Genomic DNA, 25,295 nt, shown 5'->3' with positions numbered 1-25,295 from the left:
GCGAATAGGGTTAATTTATCTTGCTAGCACTTCTTTCAAAGGTCAGATTAATGCGAATAAACATCCCTTTTATTGCCTCTAATTGGTTTGAATCACCAACAGATTCGGCTAATTCGTTATAAAGATTATCAGACGCTTGTTTAAAGTTTTCATCAAACTTACCTTTGGTAGCCAGCATAAATGCATCAGCCAACGTGCGTTGCCACTCATTTAAGTATTTTAGCTTTGTGTCACCAGCAAGGTTTTCGCAAATTGAGTTTAATCGCACTGAAGCATGCCCTAAGTTTAGACCGGTAAGAGCCATATCGGTAATAGCGCGTGAGTGTGAACCTTGATCGTAATTAGTTAAACGGATTAACCTATCTGCCATGCGGCGGTTGTACCAAATACTCGGAGTTTGATGGGTATTTATTTCGAGTAAATCTTTATAGGTAGCCTTAAAAACACGATGAACAAGTAACTGAACACTTGGCCCTGTAAATAACTGAAAAATCCAAAATAAAATACTCACGCCAGCAAAAATAGCGATTGCAGAGCTGAGTGTATAATCAATTGAAAACGCAAGGCTCATATCTGTGCTGGGTCTAACCAAAATAGTAAATGGAATACAAAACCCTAAGCCGTATGGCAGCGTTTGTTGATCAGCGAGTAACAGCAAACCCAAAAAATACGGACCAGCTAATACAAGCAATAATATTTCTAATTGCCCTCCACTTTGCGACAGTAAATTTAACGCATAAAAAATAGTTACAAAAGTAGCAACAATTATACCTGCCAATAAACGTTTAATTACAACCTGTAAAATAGCCAAGGGTATTCTCGACAGCATTATCGAAAATATGACCGGTAATATCATAATTAATAATGCAGCTGAAGAACCTGTATTAATCCAAATAAATGCGCCGATAGAAAACACCAAAGCAGTTCTAAATCCAACAATAATGCCAGCTAATGGGTCGCGATATGTAAGCATACTGGGTGCATTTAATAATGTTTTATCGCGTTGTTCTAAAGCTCTGTATGCCCGTAGTAAAATTGTTAAGTCGGCTGCCACTTCTAAGCTTACATTGAGCATGTGAGATTCAAATGGCGAATCACACACCGTATTTGCTCTATAGTCGGTTAGCTCTTTACGCAGCGTTTTAACTTGTTCGGCGCAGTAATCAAAATCGTCAGATTCTTTAATTTGCGCGAATACGTGTTTAAGTTTACTTATTAATTTGTCTAATGTGGGAGTAATAAGGTCTGCGTGGTTTCGTTGCAGGCGACCAATTATTTGAATTGAAGCCAGTAAAGAAAGTACTTTTTGCGACAATTGATTTGCAGCACGTGAGCGCCCTGGACCTTTTGGCCCTTCGTACCTTACTGCGCTGGAGTCTTCGTTTATTGATCCTAATGTTGCCATAATGCCATCTATTTGCTGATGGCGATTTTCGTGCGAGCCTTTAGAATCAAGCTCAGTTACTAAATAATCTAACGTTTGGTTTATAACCGACCGCGCTTGTACTTGCAGTAAGTGTTTAACTTTTACAGGCCAAAACAAATGGCTCACAAGGCCTGCACATATTGAGCCTATTACTATTTCACTCACGCGCGCTTGTGCAATATCAAATATGCTTTGGCTGCTCACCATTGCCGGAGTAACCATGACTAAAAGTACAATAATAGCGGCTGTTACACCTGCCATAGCAAACGCATAAACAAAGTTTGCTTGGCGTACCATTGCCGATAACGCAGAGTTTACCCCCAACCATAATGCCAATGCACCGAGCGCTAAATAAGGGTAGAGAATTAACTGAGTTAAAAGCAATATGCCAAATAAACCACCCACTATGGTGCCTATTATTTGGCAAATTGCTTTTTCAATAACCAATCCGCTTTGCGGGCGTAATTGCAAAAATATAGCCGAGACTAACGCCCAATAAGGTCTTTCAAGATTAAGCCACATAGCAATAGTAAGCGCCATTACCATGGCTATAACGCCCTTAGTCGCAAAAATAATTGCCTGTTTTTTAGGAAAAAACAAATTTTGTAATACAACGCCCACTATATTCCCCTTAACGTGTAGCGAGATGTATTGTGGCGGTCATTCCTGCGCTTAACTGTGTATCTTCGGACAATGAATCTAACTTAATATCAACAGGAATACGTTGCGATAAACGTACCCAATTAAATGTTTGTTGTACTTGTGGTAAAAGCTGCCCGTTACTTTGTGTATTCGTATTTGCAATTGCTTTACCTACACTCACTACGTGCCCCGTTAATTGCTTACCACCGCTTAAAAGCGCTATTTTAGCTTTTTGATCAGGATAAATAAGCGGTATTTTACTCTCTTCAAAGTAACCCGTTACGTAAAATGAATCTGACTGCACGATAGCAAACACAGGTGTGCCTTGAGCTACATAGTTACCTTGGCGTAAATTCAGATTAATTATTTGCCCCGATGCAGGCGCAACAATTTTAGTTCTATCAACATTTAATTGCGCAATTGTTTGCTCTGTTTTAGCTAGGTTATAATTTGCCTCAGCAATTTTAGTATTGATACGTGTTGATTCTAGCGTTTCTTCACTTATTGCCTGTTGAGTGTTTAGCTCAACACGTCTTTCGTATTTATGTTTAGCAAGCTCCCATGTATATAGCGTATTTTCTGTATTGGCTTTACTTTTATCAAGCGCTGCTTGGTAACGCTTTTGATCAACATTAAAAAGTACTTCGCCTTTTTGTACGTTTTGACCATCTTTAATGTTTAAAGTAGTAACCCAGCCCGATACGTCTGGTGCAACTGTCACTATGTCTGCTCGAATGCGACCGTCGCGCGTCCAAGGAGTATGCATGTAGTCAGTCCAAACCCAGCGCCCAGCAAATACAGCGGCTATAACAACCAAGATAGTAAAAGTAATACGCAGATATTTAATCATTCAATTTATCTTCCACTTAGTAAATAGACGGCCAGTGCCAAGTAACAAACAAATAGTGACACTTCAAACCAAGCCACTTTCCAAATACGGTCATGCCAATCTAGTCGATGCAAAGCAAAACGAGTCAGCGCTGTTAAAATAAACGCAATTGGGAAATAAACAATCAGCGGGCTAAATTCTAATCCCCCTAACACGACTGCTTGAAACATAATAAATATCCTAATGTTATTTAAAGCGGTGATAAAAGCTGTAAAACCTAAATAAATTTACATCCCCACTACTCTTACAATCTATTATTTTGGCATATAAATCAATTAGCTTAATTGTACGTAGGTGTGCTTAATACATAATTAATGCCATTACATTTAAGCAGCATTAACTATGTATAGTAGCTAAATCGCATATTAAAAAGCTAAAGTTCCCAGTTACCAGCCAAATAAATAAAACCAGCGAGGTTTACTTATAAAAAAGTATTAGAGTATTTAACTCAATACTTAAAACGCCTATTTATAGCTGTTTACAGAAGGGTGAGATAATTATAAACATTGAATTTTGCACTAAAAATGGGTAAATTAACAAAAAAACAACATGGATATAATTTTAATGGAATCAATACACCCTACCCCATCTGAAACAACCCCACCAATAAATGAGCCTGCTGAACCAATTTTTAGCGGAAAAGTGCAGTTTAGTGGTAAAGGCGGTGAGTTTTTTGGAATTTGGATCGTAAATATATTACTTAGCGTTATTACGCTTGGCATATACTCAGCATGGGCTAAAGTACGTACGCATCGCTATTTTTACGGCCACACCCGTATAAATGGTCATAGCTTTGACTACCTAGCAACGCCAATACAAATTTTAAAAGGTCGGATTTTAGCGGTTATTGTATTTTTTATTTATACATTTTCTATTAGCTTTATGCCTATTTTAGGCCTGTTTATTGCTCTTGGTTTTATCTTTTTAATGCCATGGATTATTAACCAAGGTTTACGTTTTAATCTGCGTATGACCCGCCATCGTAATGTTCGCTTTGCTTTTAAAGGCAGCTATGGCGAAGCCTTTGTTAACTTTATACTTTTACCTATTGCCAGCATATTTACGCTTTATTTATTAATGCCTTACGTTATAAAACGTATTGATAGCTATATCCATAGCAATATTAGTTATGGCGACAAACCGCTTACTGTAAATCTAAAAGGCGAAACCTATTACTTAACAGCGCTTATTTGCTTTGTAGTGAGCTCTATCACCATGGTGGTATTTATGGGGATTTTAGGATTATTTGGCCTCAACTTAGTAGATATTGAAAATCAACAAAATTTAGAAAACTCTGCAGCTATGGTTATGCTTCCTATCTTTATGATGATTGCCTATGTGCTAATGATTGCCATTGTTTCTGCTGTATGGCACGCCGCTATTAGAAATCACATTTTTGATAACAGCTATTTTGAAGGCGTTGCTACATTTAAATCAGAGCTAAAACCAATTCCTTTCGCTGTTTTACTATTAACTAATATGTTGGCTATTGTATTTTCTTTAGGCCTTGCATACCCATGGACAAAAGTACGTACATCAAAAATGCTCGCTGATGTAACTAACGTCACTATTTATCCTGGTGCATTAAACCTAATTGATACCGCGCAAGAACAGCAATCATCATTTGCTGAGGAAGCTGCAAACGTATTTGATATTGACCTTTCTCTAACTTAAGAGCTCACTATGCATGTAAAGGGACATTTTTTCCCCATCGCATCGAGTAACTATCAAGTGTGTGTTGCAACTATTAGCGACACACACATTGAAGTTATCAACGATGAACACGTTATAGCTCGCCACGCAATCTCAAGTCTAAAATTAAGTTCGGGGATGGCAGGACTTGCCGACGAACTAAACTTTGAAGATGGCAGTCGTTTTATTCCTCAAGATGTAAGTTACAGATGGCCATTTAAAGAAAATAACCATCACATAATGGAGCGCCTTGAAAAAAGTAAATGGGCAATTTTAGCTGCAGTCATATTTACACCGCTTTTTATGTGGTTAGTACTTTATAAAGCGGTACCGGCCATTGCTGTTTACAGTGTTGATACCTTGCCACGAAATGTTGTGGAACAAATGGGGGAGCAAAGCTTTACACTAATTAAAAAGATTGCGCTTGACCCAAGCGAGCTGCCCGCAGAGCAACAAGCTAAAGTACAAGCGCATTTTACAAGTATGCTTAATGCGTTATCGCTTGATCAATCGATTTATAGATTATCGTTTTATAAATCAGACAGCTTTGGTGCTAACGCGTTTGCACTACCCCATGGTCGTATCGTGGTCACAGATGATTTAGCAAATTTACTTGCCGATAAACCCAATGCACTAAAAGCGGTATTGCTACACGAGATGGGCCATGTAGTCCACCAGCATAGCGTACGTATTACAGCACAATCTGCCGCAAGTACGATTGTGCTAGCGGTTGTATTTGGTGATTTAGAAGGGGTTGCTGAGGTTGCGTTAGGTACGGGTGCATCGTTTGCTCAGCAAGGGTTTTCACGAGATATGGAACGCGAGGCAGATACCTTTGCACTCACTCAATTAGAGTCGCTTGGGTATTCGAGTAATGACTTTGCTGATGCAATAGAAGCCCTACAAGAAAGCCATACCAGCGAAAACGAACACCTCGAAAAAGTAAATGACTTTTTAGAGTACTTATCTAGCCACCCAAGTGCACAAGAGCGTATTGACAATGCTAGGAAATAATCGCGGTTATATTCAACTTGCTCGCTACATAGTGAGTTTAAGTTGGATATATCATGGCTTTTTTCCAAAGCTTTATCATATTGCACCACTTGAAAAATTAATGACTGGCAGTGCTGGTTTTTCAGCAGAAGTGTCTGACTTAATTACACGTTCGGCGGGTGTTGGCGAAATTATATTTGGATTGTGTTTATTTGTGTTTTATAAAAATAAACACCTAGTAATTTTAAATATTTTAGCATTAATTGGCCTTCTACTCGCTGTAGTTGCAATGCAGCCACAATTACTTATTGAAGCATTTAACCCTGTTACTACTAACCTGCCTCTTATTGGGCTAAGCGTTATTTGGTTAAAGGAAATTAAGCTGCAGAATAATCGATACCTCTAACTAAAAAAGGGTATGCCTGCGCATACCCTTTTTTGTAGTATTTAATTTGTAAAATTAATACTTATTTTTATGTGTCCACAAATGCAGTAATTCGCTAGCAATTGTTGCTGCGGCAATAGCGGTAAGCTCACTTTGGTCATACGACGGTGATACTTCTACCACATCCATACCTACCATGTTTATGCCTTTTAGCGCACGCAGTACTTTAAGTACTTTATCTGACGTTAAACCACCGCACACAGGAGTGCCTGTACCAGGCGCAAACGCAGGGTCTAAACAATCTATATCAAATGTTAAGTAAACAGGTAGGTCACCTACTCGTTTAAGTATTTGCGCTGCAATATCATTTGCATGTAAATCGTTAGCTTGCATTGCATCAATCACAGCAAACTCATGTTTGCTTTGATCAAAATCGGTACGAATACCTATTTGTATACTGTGCTCAACATCAATTAGCCCTTCCATTGGCGCATGATAAAACATAGTGCCGTGATCAAATCGCGAGCCGTTGCTATAGGTATCGGTGTGCGCATCAAAGTGCACTAACGCCATTTTGCCATGTATTTTTGCATGAGCACGTAATAGCGGAAGCGTCACAAAGTGATCGCCCCCTAAACCTAATAGCGTTTTACCTTGACGAAGTATTTGCTCAGCAGCCATTTCTAGTTGCGCAGTAAAATACTCAGGATCGCCAACAGGGTAAGTAAAGTCCCCTGCGTCTGCCACTTTTAAGCGCTCAAACAACGGGAACGTCCACGGGTACTTAGTGTCTTCCCATGCTAAATGAACAGACGCACGACGAATCGCATCAGGGCCTAAACGTGCACCAGGGCGACCCGATGTCGCTAAATCAAACGGTAAGCCTAAAACGACTACGTCTGCATCAATTACATTAATGTTTTGCACCATAGGACGACGTAAAAACGTCATCCCATTTGAGTACAATGAGTGATCTGCGTGACCAAACAAAGTCGACATTGCTTATAACTCTTCTAAATAAGTGTAGCCATCAAGGCCGCTTTGCAACTCGTCTAAAACGCTTTGCTGTTCGTGTTTTTCAATTTTTGCGCTTACCAACTGCTCATATGATTTCTGAAAACTTTCAACATCTAAATGTACATATCGCATCATATCAGCAACAGTGTCACCTTGGTTTATCTCGGTAATGCTTGCAACGCCTTGCTCATCCATATTAACAATCGCGCTGTGCGTATCGCCAAACAGGTTATGCATATCACCTAAAATTTCTTGATAAGCACCCACCAAGAAAAAGCCCATTAAATAAGGTTTATCAGCGCTAAACTCTGGTACAGGTAGTGTGCTTTCAATACCTTGTCCGTCTACGTAATGCTCAAGTGCACCGTCTGAATCACAGGTTATATCAAGTAATACAGCACGTTTTTTTGGTGCTTCAGTTAAGCCACTTAATGGCAATACCGGAAACACTTGATCAATGCCCCATGCATCTGGAAGCGATTGAAATAACGAGAAGTTTACAAAAAATTTATCGGCTAAACGTACGTTTAACTCGTCAATAATAGGACGATGAAAACGGTTTTTATTATCCATGTGCTTATTAAGTTCATAACAAATACGAATATTAATTTGTTCAGCCCACGCACGCTGCGATAAGTCTAATAAACCTAATGCAAACTGGTTATGCGCTTCAGCTAAGTCGCCTTGGCTGTCGTGATAAATTTCAATTAATGCACGGTCATCCGTTAAATCAGTTAACTGCACAAACGATGCCCACATATTTTTTAATAAAAGGGGTGCATCTGCCGCTGGCGCTACTAACTCTTCTGGCGTGTAACTTTCAGTACCAATAACATTGGAAATAAGCACAGCATGATGCGCCGTAAGCGCACGACCCGACTCAGAAATAATAGTTGGCATTGGTTGCTCATATTGCTTACATGTATCACCTATGGTGTACACAATGTTATTTGCATATTCAGCTAAGCTGTAATTCATAGAGTTATGCGACTGGCTACGTGTGCCGTCGTAATCAACAGCCAAACCGCCACCTACATCAAGGCAATCAATTTCTGCGCCTAATTTACGTAGCTCACAGTAAAAACGCGCAGCTTCGCTTACACCTAAACGTACGTCACGAATGTTCGCCATTTGTGAGCCTAAGTGAAAATGTACTAGCTGAAGTAAATCAAGCTGGTTTGCGTCTTTTAAACGATTAACTACATGCAAAACTTGCGATGCAGATAAACCAAATTTTGATTTTTCGCCGCCACTCGCTTGCCATTTACCTTTACCTTGCGACGCTAAACGTACACGAATACCAATGCGTGGTTTTACGTTAAGCTCTTTTGCTTGGCTAAGCACCATGTCTAGCTCAGAAAGCTTTTCAAGTACGATATACACTTTATGACCTAGCTTTTCGCCAATAAGTGCTAAACGTACGTATTCTTTATCTTTGTAGCCATTACATACAATAACGGCGCTGGTTTTTTCAGCCAATGCTAATACTGTAAGTAGTTCAGGCTTGCTGCCTGCTTCTAAACCAAGTTGCTTTTTTTCTACTTGTGCTTGGCTTGCTACTATTTCCTCAACCACTTCACGTTGTTGGTTTACTTTTATTGGGTAAACTAATAGGTAGTCTTTAGGGTAACCATAGTTTTCAATCGCAGTATTAAATGCGCCGCATAAGCTGTGTACACGATGGTGTAAAATTTGCGGAAAACGAACTAAAGCAGGTAAGCTTAAACCTTTATCTTGTAGTTGCTTTGCGATATCTGTTAATGCAATGGTTTGCTCTGGGGCATGAGCCTTGGGCGCAACATACACATCACCTTGATCATTAATACCAAAAAAACCTTGGCTCCAATGACGAACATTGTAGCTCGTACGAGCTTGTTCTAGTGATGTTGTTTCTTTCATTTATCTTTCTCTTTTATTTAATTAGTGCCAACTCGGCTAGTGCCGCGCATTAAAAGAAAAATAGAGATCTAAGTCCAACAAGTATTTTTACTCGTAACGAGTGATTTCTAATATTAACAAAACAACCAATCACGCATTGCCCTCCAGCGTATATAAAATAGGACTTTGATGATTGTTAAAGATAAGAAAAGTTGTAAAAAATGGCTGTTTTTAAATGACTCTTTATAAATTTTATTAGCAAAAATGAGTTACCCTATTCAATAAAACTAATCTGGAGTTACTTTGGTAATAGAATCTGCTTTTGAAGAATTAGAACCGAGTGTTCTACACGCTTCATATTACTCATAGTTTAGCCAACGTGTTGTGTTTAAGTAATACCTATGCATTTTTAAAATTGAATATAATCTGCACTTCTAAAACGCTCAGCATAACATCCACCAGCTTCAATAGTTGCTTAGCGCATATGTAGCGTTAGGTATTGCCTGTCGTATTGAAGTTGTTATATTTTATTGGCAGTTTGAAAATAATCGAGATAGGACTTTAAATAGCACTAGGGTGTGTTTATCTTTGGAGGTAGAAATTGCAGCTGTGCATTTGGTTTTTAGCCAAGACAGGGCCTATATGTGTTTTCCCCTATAAATAGGCGCTTTTTATTTATTGAGTATGAGCCAGCTATGCACTTTTTGGTGCGAACATAATTATAGCCATACCTAGCAGTGCAACTAAACCACCAATAATATCCCACATAGTAAGCTTTACGCCATCAACAACCCATAACCATAATAGCGCAACACAAATATATACGCCGCCATAAGCTGCATACACGCGCCCTGCTGCAGTAGGATGTAAAGATAGCAACCATGCAAATAGTGCCAAACTTAAAGCCGCAGGAATTAAAAGTAAAATGCTTTTATCTTGCTTAAGCCAAAGGTAAGGCAAATAACAACCCACTATTTCTGCTAAGGCTGTAATAGTAAAAAGTGCGATTGTTTTTAGTTCAAACATAATGCTCCACGCTAAGATAACAAGCATAACAATCTATATAAATTGTTATGCTTAGTATTCGTTATGAATCTGCGTTGTTATTCGCTAAGCGCCATGGTGGCAAGTTTCATTGTGCTTTCAAACGACTTAGTGCCCGCTATAAATAAGCCATTGTGACAGAACACAGCGTCGTCAATACCGGTTTCATCTATAAACGCTTGATCAGATAAACCTGACCATGCTTTAGGAAGCGGTTTTCTATCTTCAAACGAGCCAGGCTCAACGGGTACTGTTTGTAATATCCATTGCCCAGAATGCGATGGGTAAACCATGTATAGCGCATCGCTTGATAAAATATGCACTGTTTTTTTCCACGGTGTGTATTTTTCAAGCACGATAACTCTAGCATCGTCTGCATTTTCAATTGCTTTAGCAACAATCGCTTTTGCATTTACACTACCGTGAGCTGAGGCGATAAAACGAATGAGCATTCGAGCTGCAAATTCAACAGCTTCATCAAAACAGGTATCAAAGTTACTCTCTTCTTCCCACGTAGGGTTAAACATTGAGATTGTTTGGCTCAAGCTTATTCCCTTTGATACACCTTCAACATGACCACAATCAATGGCATCAATGGTTGAAACTAAGCCTGAATCCACTCTATCAGCCACGGCTTGGTTATCATCACACAGCGCTAAGCCGTATTTTTTCCACACTAAACCAAATGATGAAAAAGGGATGCCATTTTCTCGCTCGCCTGCACCACCGCGTTGATGATGATCAAAGCGATTAGCTTCAGGATCGTATTCGCCACCTACATCAATTACAAAGTCGGCACTCTCTATAAGCGCTTTATCGCGAGTACGTACCAGTTTAAACGTTGGCAAAACATGTTTAAGTACCGCAATACTAAAAACGTCATCTGCATGAAAATTACCATTGTGGGTTACTACTGTTATTTCGCTCATTTGTTTATTGCTACTTTTAGAAAAGATAAAAATTCTCGCTTTGTAAGTTAGTCACTAATTATCGAGGCAGATTTTATACGAAGACAGGTGTTAAAAACAGTGAAGTATTTTTTGCATCACTATAAAAGCTGCTTTTATAGTTAATAGTTTGAGTATGACTTTTATTACAAGGTAATAATGAGGCCAGATATTTACGACACATTAAGCTTTAACATGTCGTAGCGTTAATAAGCTTATTGGCTAAGCCCTAACTCCATAAATACACTTTGTGGATTATCTACATATGAGCCAAAACTGCTACAGCGTTTAAAGCCTAAGTTTTCATATAAATTGATTGATTTTATTTGCTTTGGACCTGTTTCTAAACGTATTAACGGGATTTTCTTTTCGCCAGCTTGATGTAATAAAATCTGCATAATACGTCTTGATAGCCCTTTACCACGATGACTTGGTTTTACATATAAACGTCTTATTTCGCCATAAGGCTGAGTATCAAATTTCTCTACAATCGCACCACAAGCGATAATACCTTCTTCAGTTTTTAAACCAATAGCATACACATTAGGTAAGGTTAATTCGTTTAACTCCAAAGACTGCGCTGTAGCAACAGGGTATAAAGAATTTATAAGTCGGTCTATATCGTCAAATACATTTACTACATCGGGATCATTAGGGTTCAAATCGACTAACTGCATAAAGCTTCCATTCATTGTTATAAGTTTATTAAGCTTTAAATAATATATTCAAGCGGGCATAGCTTAGCATTGTTTAACCAAAAAATCTTTAGTCCTTATTTAGCATATAGTTTGGGGAATTTTAGCAGCTAGAAAAAGTAAAAGTGACCTAGCATATGGGAAGTCTCTGTTAGGTTATTCCCAATTATTAAACATTGGCCTTTAAGTAATTAAGCTCTGAGAGCATTTCCGTACCAAATTTGCTTAATTAAGTGATCTATTTTGAGATAAGAAAATCGTGTCGATAACAAGGCAGAATTTTTTAACACAGTTACCGCCAGATTTAATCCCTCTAATTGATTAAGTATTATTGCGGATTGCTATTAGCACTATGCCATTTTAAATAACGTTCTTTATCCATCGGCTTTGCAACTAAGTAGCCTTGCATAGTGTCAATATTCATTTTTTTAAGTAAGTCATACTGCTCTGTTGTTTCTACGCCTTCTGCAACGACCACTAAGTTTAAGCTTTTTCCTAAACTGATAATTGTTTGCGCGATATTAAAGCCAATCTCATTATCTAAAATTTTATCAATAAAGCTTTTATCTATTTTTAATTCTTTAACAGGAAACGCACTTAAGTAAGCTAAGCAAGAGTATCCAGTTCCAAAATCGTCAATCGAAAATAAAAAGCCAGCCGCAATGAGCTCTTTCATTTGCCTAATTGTATAATCTATATCACTAGAGAGCATTGACTCGGTTATTTCTAACTTAATTTGTGATGCTCGAATATCAAATTCATTGATAGTGTTGAACAGCTCACCTTTTAAATTTGATGAATTGAACTGACTTTGACTAATATTAATTGAAACACTAAACGAGTCGTCAATGATAGCGCTTGCTTTAAGCTCGTTAATTAAAATACATATATCATGCAAAACAATATTTTGTAGTTTTTGAATAAGTCCGTATTGCTCTGCAATAGGTATAAATTCGTTTGCTGTTATCAGCCCTCTTTGAGGGTGGTTCCATCTAATAAGTGCTTCAGCACCAACAACATCACCCTGCGTATTAACTTGTGGCTGAAAGTAAGCACAAAACTCATTAGATGCAATTGCTCTCACTATGTCGGTTTCTAGCTCTGTTTGCTTTTCAAGTAGTGTTTGCAAGGCTGGATCGTAAAAGCTGCTGCTATTACCCCCTTTATTTTTAGAACGATACATAGCAGTATCTGCAAATTTTAATATATTGTCAGCCTGTGCATTTACGCTATCAATTAGGCAAATACCTATGCTACAACTTACTTGAAATGCAAGGTTGCCCACTTCAAACTTATCATGAAAAGCTCTTTGAATTTCTTTAGCAACGGCTTTACATTCTAGGATTGCTTGCTTTGTATCTTGCCCTATGTGTTTGAGTAAAATAATAAATTCATCACCACCCGCTCTGGCCAGTGTATCTGAGCCTTTTATTATTGCGCTTAACCTTTTTGATAACTCTACAAGTACTTCATCACCCGCACTGTGCCCTAACGAGTCATTAATACGCTTAAAGTTATCTAGGTCTAAAAATAATAATGCCCCTATATTTTTATTACGCTTAACACTCTCTACACATCGACTTAATTTGTCGCTAAGCATTCTTCTATTTGGAAGATTAGTTAATGGATCGTAAAAGGCGAGTTTATGAACTTCTTGCTCAGCCTTTTTCTTTATTGAAATATCTCTGGCCATCCATACTACATGTCTTTTTGTAGGACTATTGGGGTTGTAATGATCTAAAGCGGCAGCTCGTCCCTCAAAAACTACACTTCCTTTTGGCACATCTAATTCATATTCAAAAATTTGCATCTCGTTAGTCGAGAGTGTTGTTTCAATGACGTCCATTATCATCTGCGCATCTTTTTGAGGAAGCAGGTCTTTAACATTTTCACCAATAAGATCCGTGGTCGAATCAAGCAGTAACTCATTAGAGGTACCATAAACATCGGTATATGTGCCATCTTCACTTAAAATGAGGATGAGATCGGGCATTACTTTGGTGAAGGCTTTAAATTTTTCATTACTATGCTGTAAATTAACGACAAGCTGTTTTGCCTTCTCAAATTCGTTACTTTTCTCAAGAGCGATACTTGAAAAGTGCACAAAAAAATCTATTAATTCTAAATCTTGCTCTGATGGGGTTTTAGGTGTGCTGTGATAGATAGCAAAGGTGCCTAACAAATCAGCTTGAGTTGAAAAAATAGGTGTTGACCAACATGACCTAAGATCAAACTTTAGCGCTAAATCTTTAAAGTCCTCCCATAGCGGTGAGATTTCAATATTTTCTACAATCGTGCGCGATTTCGAAAATGCAGCAGTACCACAAGAGCCCACTTTTGGCCCTATGTGAACCCCATTAAGCAAACTACAGTACTCTGGGTGAATATTAGGGGCTGCGCAATGAAAAAGCTGCTGGCCTTTAACTGATAAAATGGAACACCTAGCAGATTCATCATCAATAATCTGCTCTATTGATAAACAAATTTCAGTAAGCACCTCATTTAAAGGTACCCCTAATGCAATTTTAGATAAGATGCCTTGCTGGTGAGATAATAACTTTTTTAACCTATCCGTACCCATTTTCACTTGCTCGCATTATTTATACATATTGATACAACAAAAAGCCTCAAACAGATGCTTTTTTTCTACGTAGTAAAGTTCAGTATAGTCATGATTAGTAAGTTCATTCTTTTATTAATAAAAAACTAACCGGGTCTACATTGATTAATCATAATTGCATATTACTAAACACCTGTAGTTACTATATAACCAAAACCGCAACATTAAAGCTAACACTTTGTTACTTAAAATTACTGTTCAAAATTATTAAGCTATTTATACTATAACTAATGGTAAATATTTTTTGAGGTTACAGTGCAGATCACACAAGGTATGGAATATTTTTTTTCGGGATTTAAATTAATTAGCCAAAAAGGGTTAAAGCGCTTTGTACTTATCCCGCTTTTAATTAATGTTCTGCTATTTGGTAGTTCGTTGTTTTTCTTATTTGGATGGCTAAGTGATAGCTTTAGCTACATCAGTAACATGCTACCAGAATGGTTAAGCTGGCTTGAATGGCTAATGTGGCCAATTGCTGTATTAGTCGTATTATTTAGCTACAGTATGCTATTTACTATAATCACTAATTTTATTGCAGCCCCATTCAATGCTTTATTAAGCGAAAAAGTTGAGCTTTATTTAACGGGTCAAAAAATTAACGATGATGGTTTTTCCGAATTAGTTAAAGATGTACCTAGAATGCTTGCCCGTGAGTGGACGAAGTTGTGCTATTACCTTCCTCGCGCTATTGGTTTTTTCATACTACTTTGGGTTTTACCTGTCATTGGACAAATACTATGGGTTTTGTTTACCTGTTGGATGTACGCGGTGCAGTATGAAGACTATGCGTTTGATAACCATAAAATTGGCTTTAAACAGATGAAAGACGATTTAAAATCTAAGCAAGGTTTATCATACGGGTTTGGTTTTGCTGTTATGTTATTAACGGCTATACCCTTTGTAAACTTAATAGTTATGCCTGTAGCTGTGTGTGGTGCAACACGTTTGTGGGTCGATAATTATCGACCAAAATACCGTAGTTAATTAAGAGGTTGCTGACTTTTTAATATCCGAAGGACACCGCACCCGAGATAAAAAAGCACCTAAGGTGCTTTTTTTAATCTATTTTTAAAACAATAAACTCAAGCGATGCACGCCTTGGTAATGCGACGCTTTGTTTATCTACTTCTTCAAATTTTTTAATCAAAATACTAAAGCGCTGATTGTTAAAATTAACGGCTGTAACTTCACCAATTTTTATACTGTAGTTTTGCTGCTGATCAAACAGCTTTAGTGTTCGCCCTTTTATACGCTCTACGAATAAGTAAGGTGTTTGGTCTGGCATCTTTAAACGAATAACATTGATTTTACTTAACTCATGTACCGCCACCCAATTTTGACTCTGCATTAACGTATTATAACTACTAATGCCTTCAGGCTGATAAACAACATCTTGCCTTATAACGCATGTCTTACAGCCCTTTACTGATTCAACTCGCCAGTCAATAGCTGTATTTTTGTAATATAAATTGTCGTTTTTTAGTAACCATTCACGTGCATTGTTAGTATCGCTACACGCTATTAGTAAGCTTAAAAAACTACTACAAACAATAAACTTAATACTTAACCCTAGTTTCATATTAATGCTCTTTAATTGCTTTTAACTCAGCAATAATTGCACTACTTGGCTGCGCTTCTTTTATATAACTGGGCAGCGTTTCAATATTAGTAGGTGAGCTTTGTAAATTATACACCTTACTATTATTAGTATTTGGCACGCCAAATCGATTACCTGCACTTTGCATATAAAACTGCAAATTAAGCATGCTCCACTCATCTACATCACTAAGTATTGATATTGTATTATCTTGGTTAGTATCAAAGCTGGTTAGGCTTTCGGTGTTAATTGCATTACAGTTAAAATCAACAGGTAGTGAGCCATTTCGATTTAGCCCCTGTGCTTCAAGTATTGTGCTCTCATTTAAATCTGCTGAACTACCACTTGAATAATCAATAATAAAATCATCTGTAGAGCCTAAATGACTATTAGTATTTGGTGTAATATCGCAGCTAGCATTGCCGGGATAAAAACGCTCATAATAACGATCGCCTTCGTTATTACCTATTGTTGATAAACCCGCTAATTGATATAAATAATTCATAGAGCTTAAATGATTAGGCTTAAAGTTAACCTCTTCATTGCCACCATGGTATAAGCCTAAGTTATGGCCTAGCTCATGAAAGATAGTTGATGCTTGATAATTATAAGTTACATTGGTTGCTATTTGCGTATCGAGCGTTAAGCCCCAGCCGCCCATAGTTACCATTAAATCATTACCGCTGATCTCAGCAATACCCGACCCACTAATACTGCCATCTTCATTTCCACTACTTGCCATTAATAAGTAATGAAAGATGGGTCTGCGGGTTATATCGGTATATTCCATTTTATAAGCAAACAAATTAGGGCTACTTAAATCGTACTCAAACGGAGTATAACTATTAAAAGGGACAACATTTCCGCCACCTAAATCAAAGTTTTGCGGCGCAATATCGCTATTTTGATCAAATAAGTCACCTACATCAAAATGAACGGTATAGCCTTTACTTGCAAATACACTAACAATTTTTTCAAGTGCAGTTCGATGAGGCGTTATTCCAACATCACTACTATCCATATAATCTATTTCAATAAATATATCTTTTTGTGAAGTACGCGCCCCCCATTCATACAAAGGCAGCCCACCAAATGTTGCTCCCTCTACCTCTGCACAATCTGGAATACCGTCTTCATCATCATCTATTGAGCAAGTTATATCGTTAGGCCCTGCCGGAGTATTGAATACTGAGTAGTTCCAGTCTGTATTTTGGTTGGTATCGGTTGCGCCGAGCGTACGCTTTAAGCTGGCGCCCTGCTCTGGCAGTATTTGTGCAGCATTTTCGCCTTGCCACTGCGAGGCTGTTACAGGCTCTTGGGTTGAATTTCCAAACTTAACAAAGTCGATAGTTTGTGTACCCGCACTATTAAGTAATTCTGCAAAACCATTTATGTACCAATAAGGCCTAATTTGATCATTCGCGCTACCAACAAGTACAAGCTTAGTGTTATTTAATGACGCACTTGCTAAAAAATCATCGCCAAAGCGGCTTTGTAAAATAATATAGGCGCCATTTAAAAGCTCTTTATTAGGCAGCGCAAATACTTGCTCATCACTCAACGTACTATCAGACATATTAATACTGCGAGCTTTAAGAGAGTAGTCTTGTAAATTTACTGTCGCACCGGTGCCGTTATAAAGTTCAATCCAAGGTAAGTCATTACTAAATTGCACAGATGAAAGCTCTGTTATTTTTATATCTTGGCTAGAAGTTGTAAACGAGGTGGCAGTTTGCGCCAAAATAGTTGTGCTATCAAAATTAGCTAAATCAGCTGTAACACGAACAATATATTGAGTGTCTTCATCAAAGCTTGCGCTTAAATTTACAGTATGAAAATAAGTACTTGTGTCGCTGGTAGTACCCGACAAACTTTCAATAGTTAAGGCCAAGCAAGTAGTAAAATTATCTGCTGACACTTGTACGCTTCCAGTACAAGTACCACTACTAGAGTTAACGGCTAAAGTACTCACGAGCATAATATCTGAAAATGTAATGCTAACAGGGCTATCTACAAAGACTGGGTCATTACTATTTTGGGGCGTTACATTACTAATTGTAGCGGGCGTTGAATCAACAACGGTAACACTCAGTACAAATTCGGTTGTGTCTTTTGTATCAGTCGCCGTTAACGTATAGCTTTGTGGAGTGATACTGTTTGCAGGAGGTGTGTAACTAAAACGTAAGGCTTGGGCATCAATAACACTGATTTGCGCACCATTTAAATCATCACCAAAGTCAATCTGTACGCTATCGTTATCAGCGTCGCTAACCACTAAGCTAAATTCTGTGGCTTGGTTATATTGCACATTTATATTTACATCATCGGCAGCCGGTGGGTTATTTGGGGCTAATATTACAACTATTTTCTGGGCGTTATTTGTAGCGTTATCGTCATCGGTAACAGTTACTACAAACGTTACATTGGTATTTTGCGCAACAGTGGGCGCATTAAAGCTAATACTTGTTTCTGTTTGGGTAAGTTCAACTACAGGGCCACTTGTTTGCTGCCAGGTTATGCTATTAATACTGCCATCGCTGTCTTGTGCATCTGCAACTAGGGTTACACTGTCATCTTTTTCAGCTTCTTCAGGGCCTGTAACAATGACTGTTGGCGCGCTATTTACTTGATTAATTAAAACCGTTTTACTCGCTTGAGCGCTTTTACCGGCATTGTCAGTTACGGTTACGCTAAAGCCTAGCGTTGTATTTTCAGATACATTGGGGGCAGTAAAACTAAGTACACCATCTGATTGGCTAAAATCAACATTATCTCCCGCAGACTGAATCCAACTAATAGTGCTTATGGTTCCATCTGTATCTTGAGCGTTAGCAACTAAGCTTACTTGTGTGTTAGCAAGTGCACTACTTGGGCCTGTAATATTAACTGTAGGTGCATTATTTTGAGAAGTGATAGTGCCTGAAAATACTTGTTGTGCAGTAGCACCTGAATTATCAGTAACAGTAACTGAAAAACTAAAGGTCGTGTCAGTGGTTACACTCGGTGCAGTAGCTGTAAGCGTATTGCCATTAACAATAAATGTAAATTCAGGACCACTAAGTTGTTGCCATTGATAATTGGCTATTTGCCCGTCACTATCACTTGCAAGCGCAGTAATAGTAAACGATTGGTTAGAGACAATAACGTTACTACTAACAGAGAGCGTAACACTGGGCGCAGCGTTACCAGAGGGCGTAGTTGAATCACTACCTTCTCCGCCGCCGCCACAACCTGTGATTAAAAGTGATAAAAAAAGTAAACTTAGCCATTTATTAATATTGTTTTTTACCACTTTTAGCCTCTACATATTAACTATACAAATTTTGTGGCACCTTAGTAACGTTTAAATGAACGGTTATTTCCTCACGATCATGATAGAGATGTTTAGCTTGTAACTCGTAATTAATGCTATGTTTCTCAAGCTCTTTTCTTATCATCGAAAGACATTCATAAACACTATCAAAGCGTTTTTTCATAGGTAGTTTTAAGTTAAATATAAACTCTTTTGCGTATGCATTTACTGCCCAGTCAATCATTAGCGTAGTCACTTTGGTTGGTTTTTCCACCATATCGCACACTAACCAAGTAATATTTCTTTTTTCTGGGCGATATTTAAAACCATCTGCTCTAAAATGTTTAACTTGCCCCGTTTGCATTAAATCGTCATTCATTGGGCCGTTATCAATCGCACTTACAAACATACCACGGCGTACAAGCTGATAAGTCCAACCACCCGGGCATGCACCTAAATCAACACTGCGCATACCTGCTGCCACGCGTGATTCACGTTGTTGCTCAGGAATAAATACATTAAACGCTTCGTCGAGTTTTAACGTTGAACGACTCGGTGCATCGCTTGGCATACGAAGGCGTAAAATACCCATGAAAAATGGAGAATTATTAAAGCTATACGAGTAACCAACATAAGCCGTATTGTTTGTTAAAAACATGACATGCATTACTGGGCGGTTTGCTTTTGGCTCACGCAGTACTGTATTTTGTTTTTCGAGGGCTTTTTTAAGCGGCGTTGATATTTTTTTACAGAACGTTAAAAGCTCTTTGCCTTCATTTGTATCTGGCGTTTCTACGCGCAGTTCTGAGCACAATGTAAAATCTTTAGCAGCTTCAACTACTGCACTTACACGGTCCTCTACTGGCATGTTTTCAAGTAATGTACCGGCAAACCATTGGCGTGCAAACACCATATTTTTAAAATCGACTTTTTTGATTATTTCGTCGCTGTGATGCGCTTCAAAACATTCGTAAACAACATAACCTGTATTTGGCTTTGCTTTTACATACCCTGCAAAACCCTGCTCTGCAGCATGAAACGTTATTTCAGCAGCGGCATCGCTTTCAAAACCACTACGACAATAAATCACAACACTAGACATATTAACCCTTAAACTCTTTAAAACTTAAATCGTGCGACTTGCACTAAAATAACAATCCAACCAATAATAAAGCACAATCCACCAAGCGGTGTTATCGGCCCTAGCCACTTCATATCTGTTAGAGCGAGTAAATATAAACTGCCACTAAAAAGTAGTGTGCCCGTTATAAAAAAACCACCAGCCCAACTCAGGTTTATGCCCCATTTAATTAAAATAGCCACCGCAATAAGTGCAAGGCCATGCACCATTTGATACTCAGCAGCTGTTTTAAAAACCCCTAATGAATACTCCGATAAACGGCTTTTTAAACCATGGGCAGCAAATGCACCTAACATAACCGAGAGCATACAAAAAATACTGCCGGCCATTAAAAATAATTTAATCATCTAATCCCCTAATCGAGTCTTAACACATCTCTACTTGTTGCTTAATAAATTCAACGGCACTTAACGCTGCTGTTTCTCTATTTTGCAGTTCAGTTACGCCACTTTTTTTACGTGGTTTTAATGAATGATCGCCATCAGTCAGCCATGTGAGTAAAGGCTGTTTTGGCATTTCCATAGTAAGCAGTTCTTCACGTGTACCAAATGTATCTCGCTCGCCCTGTAATACTAAAAAAGGGCAAACAATATCAGCAAAATGATCGGTGCGTAACTTTTCTGGCTTACCCGGCGGATGAAATGGATAACCAAATGCAATAACACCCGAAAGTCTTTGCTCTGTGCTGCACGCAAGCATTGATGCCATGCGTCCGCCCATCGATTTACCGCCTATAAATAACGGTAAATCTGGCTGCGCCTGCCCAAGCACTTGCTCATAATGAGTAAGTAGCTTTGGCGCTCGCTCAGGAGGCCTACGTTTATTAGTTTGTTTAGCAATTTGCATATATTCAAAATCAAATAAACCAACATCAACACCTTGCTCGCTTATTAATTTTGCCATATGTTGCATAAAGTCAGAATCGCTACCAGCACCTGCACCATGCGCAAATATAAACTGTGCAATTGCAGGTTGTGCGGTGTTTTTAAACCATTCAATCATTGTTAATACTCATGTTCTTGCTCATGCTCTACTAAGCTCAGCATCCACTCTTTAAACGAAACTATTTTACCAAGCTCTGTTTGCGATTCGCGAAGCACTAAGTAATATGCATTTTTACTTTCTAGACTGTGATTAAACGGAATAACCAAACGCCCTGCATCTATGTCGGGTTTAGCTAATACACTATTACCAATTGCCACACCTTGCCCATGTACTGCAGCTTGTAATACCATTGATGAGTGACTAAATATAGGTCCTTGATTTACCTGAATGTTACGCACGCCTGCAGTTTTCATCCACGTTTTCCAGTTTTTACGTGTGGTGTCATGCAATAAGGTGTGATGCGCTAAATCACTAGGTTGATCAAGCGGCTTTAACCCGCTTAATAACATAGGGCTACAAAGTGGTACTAAATACTCGGTATGAAGTTTGTACGCTTGTACGCCATTCCAATGGCCTCTTCCATAGTAAATAGCAATATCTACGTCATCAGTCAGTGAGTTTTCATCTTGATCTTGTGCTTTTATTCGCACGTCTATCTCTGGGTGTAACTCATTAAACAAACTCAAACGAGGCACTAACCACTGAATAGCAAAACTTGGTGTTAGACTAACTGTTAATGAGCCCTTAGCACCACGGGCTAATAGCTTTTCAGTTGCATCAATAAGCTGAGTAAAAATCTCTTTTATATCTAAAAAATAGCCTTGGCCTTCTTCAGTTAATAATAATGAGCGGTTTTTACGTAAAAACAACTTTAAACCTAAATGCTCTTCAAGTGTTTTTATTTGATGACTTACTGCCGCCTGCGTTACATAGAGCTCTTCTGCAGCCTTAGTAAAACTTAAATGACGCGCAGCCGCTTCAAAGGCTTTTAATGCGTTTAATGGAGGTACCCGTCTTGACATAATAACCAAGCTTAGAATTAGTTTTTCTTATGCGTGAGATTATATACATCATATAAGTTTGTGTATATTAAAGGCATAAAAAAAGCGACCTGAGTCGCTTTTTAATAAACATCATGCTTAATTATAAATCGCTTGCACTTGTATCAAGTGGGGCAAAGCTTTTAATTAAATCATCAACCGCTTTCATTTGCGTTAAGTACCCTTCTAACTTACTAAGCGCTAGCGCACATGGGCCATCACATTTAGCTTCGTTAGGGTTTGGATGCGCCTCAATAAATAAACCTGCAATACCTAGCGCCATACCACTTCGAGCAAGCTCTGCAGCTTGTGCACGACGACCATCAGCAGAGTCAGCTCGTCCACCAGGGCGTTGTAGCGCATGTGTTGCATCAAAAATAACAGGCGCCATTGCTTTCATGTCATCCATACCCAGCATATCAACCACTAGGTTGTTGTAACCAAAGCTAGAACCACGCTCACAAAGTGCGATGTTATTATTACCCGCTTCATTAAATTTAGTAATGATATGGCGCATTTCATGCGGCGCTAAAAACTGTGGTTTTTTCACGTTAATAATTGCACCTGTTTTAGCCATCGCCACAACTAAATCTGTTTGACGTGCTAAAAAGGCTGGTAACTGAATTACATCAACAACTTCAGCAACAGGTGCTGCTTGATGCGGTTCGTGTACATCAGTAATAAGCGGTATGTTGAAGGTCTTTTTAATCTCTTCAAATATTTTTAAACCTTCTTCCATACCAGGACCACGGTACGAATTGATTGAAGAACGGTTAGCCTTATCAAATGACGCTTTAAATACATAAGGAATATTGAGTTTCGTCGTAACTTCTACGTAATGCTCTGCAACACGCATTGCTAAATCACGAGATTCTAATACGTTAATACCACCAAACAATACAAACGGTTTGTTGTTTGCTAGTTCAATTTCATTAATTTTAATAATTTGGTCTTTCATTTAAATTCCTTACGGTGCAACTGCTTGCATCATTAATCCACAAATATAAGCCATATAAGTACCCACACCATAGCCCAGTACAGCTAACAGGACACCAACAGGTGCTAATGAGGGATGAAACGCTGATGCTACAACAGGTGCAGACGCTGCACCGCCCACATTAGCCTGCGAGCCCACAGCCATATAAAATAACGGTGCTTTAATTAGTTTAGCTACTACTAACATTATGCTTGCATGCACTAACATCCAAATGGCACCAACTAAAAATAACCCTGGGTTATTAAAAATAGCGGTTACATTCATATGCAAACCAATCGATGCAACTAAAATATACAAAAAGCTAGAGGCTACCTTTGAAGCGCCAAACGCTTCTATTTGTCTCACTTTAGTAAACGATAAGCCTATGCCAATCGTTGTTGATATAACAATTAGCCAAAAGAATTTACTGTTTAAGCTGTACTCTTTTGCCCACTCGTAAGTAGTGCCAAAGTACGGACCTAAAAAGTCAGCACAAAAGTGCGCTAAACCGGTTATACCAAATGCAATTGCAAGCAGCGTCATGTAATCGTTAAGAGTAGGAATACGTGCGTGTTCAGCATGATAGGCTTCAACACGTTTTTTTAAATCTTCAATTGCGCTTGTATCAGCACCCGTAGCAGCATCAATTTTTTTATGATTTGCTGCCATTAACAATAAAACAGCCATCCAAATATTCGCGACTATTACATCTACTGTAATCATTACAGAAAATATATCACCACCAACTTCAAACATCTCTTTCATTGATGCCTGGTTAGCACCACCGCCAATCCAGCTCCCCGCAACGGTTGTCATACCGCGCCATACTGCATCGGGCCCATGACCACCAACAATACTTGGATCAAATGCACTCACTACTAAAATAGCTAATGGCCCACCAATAACAATACCTAATGTACCCACTAAAAACATAATGAGCGCTTTAGGGCCTAAGTTAATAATAGCTTTTAAATCAATACTAATGGTAAGTAGTATTAAACAAGCAGGCAGTAAGTAGCGCGAAGCCACATAATAAACATTAGATTTATTACCATCTACAATACCAAAGGTATTTAATAACGAAGGTAAAAAGTAACACAGTAGTAAAGCAGGTACGTATTTATAAAATCGTTTTAAAGCTGGACGCTCACTGTTTGAGGTTTTAAAAATAACCCCTAAAATAACAGCAAGCAAACCAAGCACAACGGCATCATTTGTAATTAATGCGCTTTGAGTTTCAACCATAATTATTCCTATTCTTAATGGTGCGTTTTATTATTATCTTCTAGTTCTTCTATTTGGTGTTGAATAATCTCTATTGCAGGATCGTCCGGACACTCATCGACAAAAAACTGTAAATCATCACGTGCCATTTTAGGGCAACCGAGCTGATTTAATAAGTAACCTCTGTCGCGTCTCTCATACGGGTCGTCGCCTATTAGCTCCATTAGCATCTCTACACAGGTCAAAGCATGACCAAATTTGTTTTCGCTAATGAAAGACCATTTTTGCTGAGCTAAAAATAGCTTATATACTTCGTCATCAAAAATTAACTCTAAAGGTTCTTGTTCTTGCCCATCATCTTCATCTGCGTTTTCAGGGATGATATACCAGCTTTGTTGCCCGCTGCTTGGCTCAATTATGTAGCCCTCTTCATCACTTATCGCCACATGAACACCAACATCACCCAGCGTAAGACTAAGATTTGCATCAAAGTTAGCTTGTTGTAAAAAGTGACAAAGTATAATTGCAAGCGTTGTTGGTGAGCCACTACGCATAGAAAGCGTATAGCTTAATGTATTTAATTTGTATTCTGGCACTTTTAAGCCTGAGGCACTAAATAGCCAATCGCTGTAAAACATATCTAATAATTTTTCGAAGCGATCGTGCTCATCACTCACTTTTAAACACAGCGCTGAAATTTGCTGTTCAAAGTCAGTTAAAGTTTCATAACATGGTGTTAAATCTATCTGAGGGTCCCATTTTGACTCTGCTTTAATACAGCGGTAAATCGCTGGAGGTGTAAATTCATCGTAAGCATCATCAAGATGAGATTCATCGTGTTCGTCAAACCCGAGGGTAGTCATTAATACTGCAACATTTTAGAAAACGAAGGCGTAGTTTACCTAACTTTAA

General features: G+C 38.4%; 22 protein-coding genes. 4 read left to right on the top strand and 18 right to left on the bottom strand.

Annotated elements, in window-relative coordinates:
- Positions 1 to 10 precede the first annotated feature (10 nt).
- Genes CXF64_RS02100 through CXF64_RS02090 form a run of 3 tightly spaced genes read right to left on the bottom strand, consistent with a single transcriptional unit; the run spans position 11 to position 3,127 of the window.
- The gene (locus tag CXF64_RS02100) at positions 11 to 2,047 is read right to left on the bottom strand and encodes an FUSC family protein (RefSeq protein ID WP_101216162.1); all 2,037 of its coding nucleotides are present in this window, start codon (positions 2,045 to 2,047) and stop codon (positions 11 to 13) included.
- Between the two features lie 10 nt (positions 2,048 to 2,057).
- The gene (locus CXF64_RS02095; protein WP_101216161.1) at positions 2,058 to 2,918 is read right to left on the bottom strand and encodes an efflux RND transporter periplasmic adaptor subunit; all 861 of its coding nucleotides are present in this window, start codon (positions 2,916 to 2,918) and stop codon (positions 2,058 to 2,060) included.
- 5 nt (positions 2,919 to 2,923) lie between these two features.
- Positions 2,924 to 3,127 carry a DUF1656 domain-containing protein gene (locus CXF64_RS02090; protein WP_008171772.1) on the bottom strand — a complete coding sequence of 68 codons (204 nt, stop codon included), beginning with the start codon at positions 3,125 to 3,127 and terminating at the stop codon, positions 2,924 to 2,926.
- A gap of 394 nt (positions 3,128 to 3,521) precedes the next feature.
- On the opposite strand from CXF64_RS02090, the gene CXF64_RS02085 reads away from it, so the two are divergent.
- The 3 genes from CXF64_RS02085 to CXF64_RS02075 are packed head-to-tail and all read left to right on the top strand — an operon-like array spanning position 3,522 to position 6,048.
- Positions 3,522 to 4,631, top strand: coding sequence for a YjgN family protein (locus CXF64_RS02085; RefSeq protein ID WP_101216160.1), 1,110 nt, complete (start codon positions 3,522 to 3,524; stop codon positions 4,629 to 4,631).
- Between the two features lie 9 nt (positions 4,632 to 4,640).
- A complete protein-coding gene (locus CXF64_RS02080) occupies positions 4,641 to 5,663 on the top strand; it encodes a M48 family metallopeptidase (RefSeq protein WP_101216159.1) in 1,023 nt (340 codons plus the stop codon).
- Positions 5,650 to 6,048 carry a DoxX-like family protein gene (locus CXF64_RS02075; protein WP_010555377.1) on the top strand — a complete coding sequence of 133 codons (399 nt, stop codon included), beginning with the start codon at positions 5,650 to 5,652 and terminating at the stop codon, positions 6,046 to 6,048. The genes CXF64_RS02080 and CXF64_RS02075 overlap by 14 nt, the downstream gene beginning before the upstream one ends.
- Before the next feature lie 54 nt (positions 6,049 to 6,102).
- Here CXF64_RS02075 and speB read toward each other — a convergent pair whose 3' ends face one another.
- From speB to CXF64_RS02045, 6 genes are all read right to left on the bottom strand, one after another.
- On the bottom strand, positions 6,103 to 7,026 hold the full coding sequence (gene speB / locus CXF64_RS02070; protein WP_101216158.1) for an agmatinase: 924 nt from the start codon (positions 7,024 to 7,026) through the stop codon (positions 6,103 to 6,105).
- A 3-nt stretch (positions 7,027 to 7,029) separates the two neighbouring features.
- Positions 7,030 to 8,943, bottom strand: coding sequence for a biosynthetic arginine decarboxylase (gene speA / locus CXF64_RS02065; protein WP_101216157.1), 1,914 nt, complete (start codon positions 8,941 to 8,943; stop codon positions 7,030 to 7,032).
- Positions 8,944 to 9,615: 672 nt separating this feature from the next.
- A complete protein-coding gene (locus tag CXF64_RS02060; protein WP_007378102.1) occupies positions 9,616 to 9,948 on the bottom strand; it encodes a YnfA family protein in 333 nt (110 codons plus the stop codon).
- Positions 9,949 to 10,025: 77 nt separating this feature from the next.
- The gene (locus CXF64_RS02055) at positions 10,026 to 10,895 is read right to left on the bottom strand and encodes an MYG1 family protein (protein ID WP_101216156.1); all 870 of its coding nucleotides are present in this window, start codon (positions 10,893 to 10,895) and stop codon (positions 10,026 to 10,028) included.
- Positions 10,896 to 11,128: 233 nt separating this feature from the next.
- Positions 11,129 to 11,590, bottom strand: coding sequence for a GNAT family N-acetyltransferase (locus tag CXF64_RS02050; RefSeq protein WP_024591605.1), 462 nt, complete (start codon positions 11,588 to 11,590; stop codon positions 11,129 to 11,131).
- A 346-nt stretch (positions 11,591 to 11,936) separates the two neighbouring features.
- Positions 11,937 to 14,189 carry a sensor domain-containing phosphodiesterase gene (locus tag CXF64_RS02045; protein ID WP_101216155.1) on the bottom strand — a complete coding sequence of 751 codons (2,253 nt, stop codon included), beginning with the start codon at positions 14,187 to 14,189 and terminating at the stop codon, positions 11,937 to 11,939.
- A 312-nt stretch (positions 14,190 to 14,501) separates the two neighbouring features.
- On the opposite strand from CXF64_RS02045, the gene cysZ reads away from it, so the two are divergent.
- Positions 14,502 to 15,212: a sulfate transporter CysZ gene (cysZ, locus tag CXF64_RS02040; RefSeq protein ID WP_010554723.1), complete on the top strand. Its 711-nt coding sequence runs from the start codon at positions 14,502 to 14,504 to the stop codon at positions 15,210 to 15,212.
- A gap of 73 nt (positions 15,213 to 15,285) precedes the next feature.
- Here the strand turns inward: cysZ and CXF64_RS02035 are convergent, their stop codons facing one another.
- From CXF64_RS02035 to CXF64_RS01995, 9 genes are all read right to left on the bottom strand, one after another.
- Positions 15,286 to 15,807 carry a hypothetical protein gene (locus CXF64_RS02035; RefSeq protein WP_101216154.1) on the bottom strand — a complete coding sequence of 174 codons (522 nt, stop codon included), beginning with the start codon at positions 15,805 to 15,807 and terminating at the stop codon, positions 15,286 to 15,288.
- 1 nt (position 15,808) lies between these two features.
- The gene (locus CXF64_RS02030; protein ID WP_101216153.1) at positions 15,809 to 19,117 is read right to left on the bottom strand and encodes a PKD domain-containing protein; all 3,309 of its coding nucleotides are present in this window, start codon (positions 19,115 to 19,117) and stop codon (positions 15,809 to 15,811) included.
- Positions 19,118 to 19,133: 16 nt separating this feature from the next.
- A complete protein-coding gene (rlmM, locus tag CXF64_RS02025; RefSeq protein WP_007583974.1) occupies positions 19,134 to 20,219 on the bottom strand; it encodes a 23S rRNA (cytidine(2498)-2'-O)-methyltransferase RlmM in 1,086 nt (361 codons plus the stop codon).
- 17 nt (positions 20,220 to 20,236) lie between these two features.
- Positions 20,237 to 20,605, bottom strand: a complete 369-nt coding sequence (locus tag CXF64_RS02020; RefSeq protein ID WP_007583972.1) for a DUF423 domain-containing protein — start codon at positions 20,603 to 20,605, stop codon at positions 20,237 to 20,239.
- Positions 20,606 to 20,624: 19 nt separating this feature from the next.
- The gene (locus CXF64_RS02015) at positions 20,625 to 21,260 is read right to left on the bottom strand and encodes an alpha/beta family hydrolase (protein WP_024591611.1); all 636 of its coding nucleotides are present in this window, start codon (positions 21,258 to 21,260) and stop codon (positions 20,625 to 20,627) included.
- A gap of 2 nt (positions 21,261 to 21,262) precedes the next feature.
- Positions 21,263 to 22,165, bottom strand: coding sequence for a transcriptional regulator GcvA (locus CXF64_RS02010; RefSeq protein WP_002958561.1), 903 nt, complete (start codon positions 22,163 to 22,165; stop codon positions 21,263 to 21,265).
- Positions 22,166 to 22,286: 121 nt separating this feature from the next.
- Positions 22,287 to 23,141: a 3-deoxy-8-phosphooctulonate synthase gene (gene kdsA, locus CXF64_RS02005; protein ID WP_007583968.1), complete on the bottom strand. Its 855-nt coding sequence runs from the start codon at positions 23,139 to 23,141 to the stop codon at positions 22,287 to 22,289.
- Positions 23,142 to 23,150: 9 nt separating this feature from the next.
- A complete protein-coding gene (locus CXF64_RS02000; RefSeq protein ID WP_024591612.1) occupies positions 23,151 to 24,404 on the bottom strand; it encodes a DUF819 family protein in 1,254 nt (417 codons plus the stop codon).
- 14 nt (positions 24,405 to 24,418) lie between these two features.
- Positions 24,419 to 25,246: a tetratricopeptide repeat protein gene (locus tag CXF64_RS01995; protein ID WP_101216152.1), complete on the bottom strand. Its 828-nt coding sequence runs from the start codon at positions 25,244 to 25,246 to the stop codon at positions 24,419 to 24,421.
- Between the last annotated feature and the right edge of the window lie 49 nt (positions 25,247 to 25,295).

Source organism: Pseudoalteromonas sp. GutCa3 (genome assembly GCF_002836155.1).
GTDB lineage: Bacteria > Pseudomonadota > Gammaproteobacteria > Enterobacterales > Alteromonadaceae > Pseudoalteromonas > Pseudoalteromonas arctica.
Note: the sequence above shows the minus strand (reverse complement) of the source record. Positions and strands in the feature narration are given on the sequence as shown.

Excerpts from the sequence above, each read along its gene's own strand:
- CXF64_RS02095 (WP_101216161.1), bottom strand. The coding sequence starts at position 2,918 with ATGATTAAATATCTGCGTATTACTTTTACTATCTTGGTTGTTATAGCC.
- CXF64_RS02090 (WP_008171772.1), bottom strand. The coding sequence starts at position 3,127 with ATGTTTCAAGCAGTCGTGTTAGGGGGATTAGAATTTAGCCCGCTGATT.
- CXF64_RS02085 (WP_101216160.1), top strand. The coding sequence starts at position 3,522 with ATGGAATCAATACACCCTACCCCATCTGAAACAACCCCACCAATAAAT.
- CXF64_RS02080 (WP_101216159.1), top strand. The coding sequence starts at position 4,641 with ATGCATGTAAAGGGACATTTTTTCCCCATCGCATCGAGTAACTATCAA.
- CXF64_RS02075 (WP_010555377.1), top strand. The coding sequence starts at position 5,650 with ATGCTAGGAAATAATCGCGGTTATATTCAACTTGCTCGCTACATAGTG.
- speB (WP_101216158.1), bottom strand. The coding sequence starts at position 7,026 with ATGTCGACTTTGTTTGGTCACGCAGATCACTCATTGTACTCAAATGGG.
- speA (WP_101216157.1), bottom strand. The coding sequence starts at position 8,943 with ATGAAAGAAACAACATCACTAGAACAAGCTCGTACGAGCTACAATGTT.
- CXF64_RS02060 (WP_007378102.1), bottom strand. The coding sequence starts at position 9,948 with ATGTTTGAACTAAAAACAATCGCACTTTTTACTATTACAGCCTTAGCA.
- CXF64_RS02055 (WP_101216156.1), bottom strand. The coding sequence starts at position 10,895 with ATGAGCGAAATAACAGTAGTAACCCACAATGGTAATTTTCATGCAGAT.
- CXF64_RS02050 (WP_024591605.1), bottom strand. The coding sequence starts at position 11,590 with ATGCAGTTAGTCGATTTGAACCCTAATGATCCCGATGTAGTAAATGTA.
- CXF64_RS02045 (WP_101216155.1), bottom strand. The coding sequence starts at position 14,189 with ATGGGTACGGATAGGTTAAAAAAGTTATTATCTCACCAGCAAGGCATC.
- cysZ (WP_010554723.1), top strand. The coding sequence starts at position 14,502 with ATGGAATATTTTTTTTCGGGATTTAAATTAATTAGCCAAAAAGGGTTA.
- CXF64_RS02035 (WP_101216154.1), bottom strand. The coding sequence starts at position 15,807 with ATGAAACTAGGGTTAAGTATTAAGTTTATTGTTTGTAGTAGTTTTTTA.
- rlmM (WP_007583974.1), bottom strand. The coding sequence starts at position 20,219 with ATGTCTAGTGTTGTGATTTATTGTCGTAGTGGTTTTGAAAGCGATGCC.
- CXF64_RS02020 (WP_007583972.1), bottom strand. The coding sequence starts at position 20,605 with ATGATTAAATTATTTTTAATGGCCGGCAGTATTTTTTGTATGCTCTCG.
- CXF64_RS02015 (WP_024591611.1), bottom strand. The coding sequence starts at position 21,260 with ATGATTGAATGGTTTAAAAACACCGCACAACCTGCAATTGCACAGTTT.
- CXF64_RS02010 (WP_002958561.1), bottom strand. The coding sequence starts at position 22,165 with ATGTCAAGACGGGTACCTCCATTAAACGCATTAAAAGCCTTTGAAGCG.
- kdsA (WP_007583968.1), bottom strand. The coding sequence starts at position 23,141 with ATGAAAGACCAAATTATTAAAATTAATGAAATTGAACTAGCAAACAAC.
- CXF64_RS02000 (WP_024591612.1), bottom strand. The coding sequence starts at position 24,404 with ATGGTTGAAACTCAAAGCGCATTAATTACAAATGATGCCGTTGTGCTT.
- CXF64_RS01995 (WP_101216152.1), bottom strand. The coding sequence starts at position 25,246 with ATGACTACCCTCGGGTTTGACGAACACGATGAATCTCATCTTGATGAT.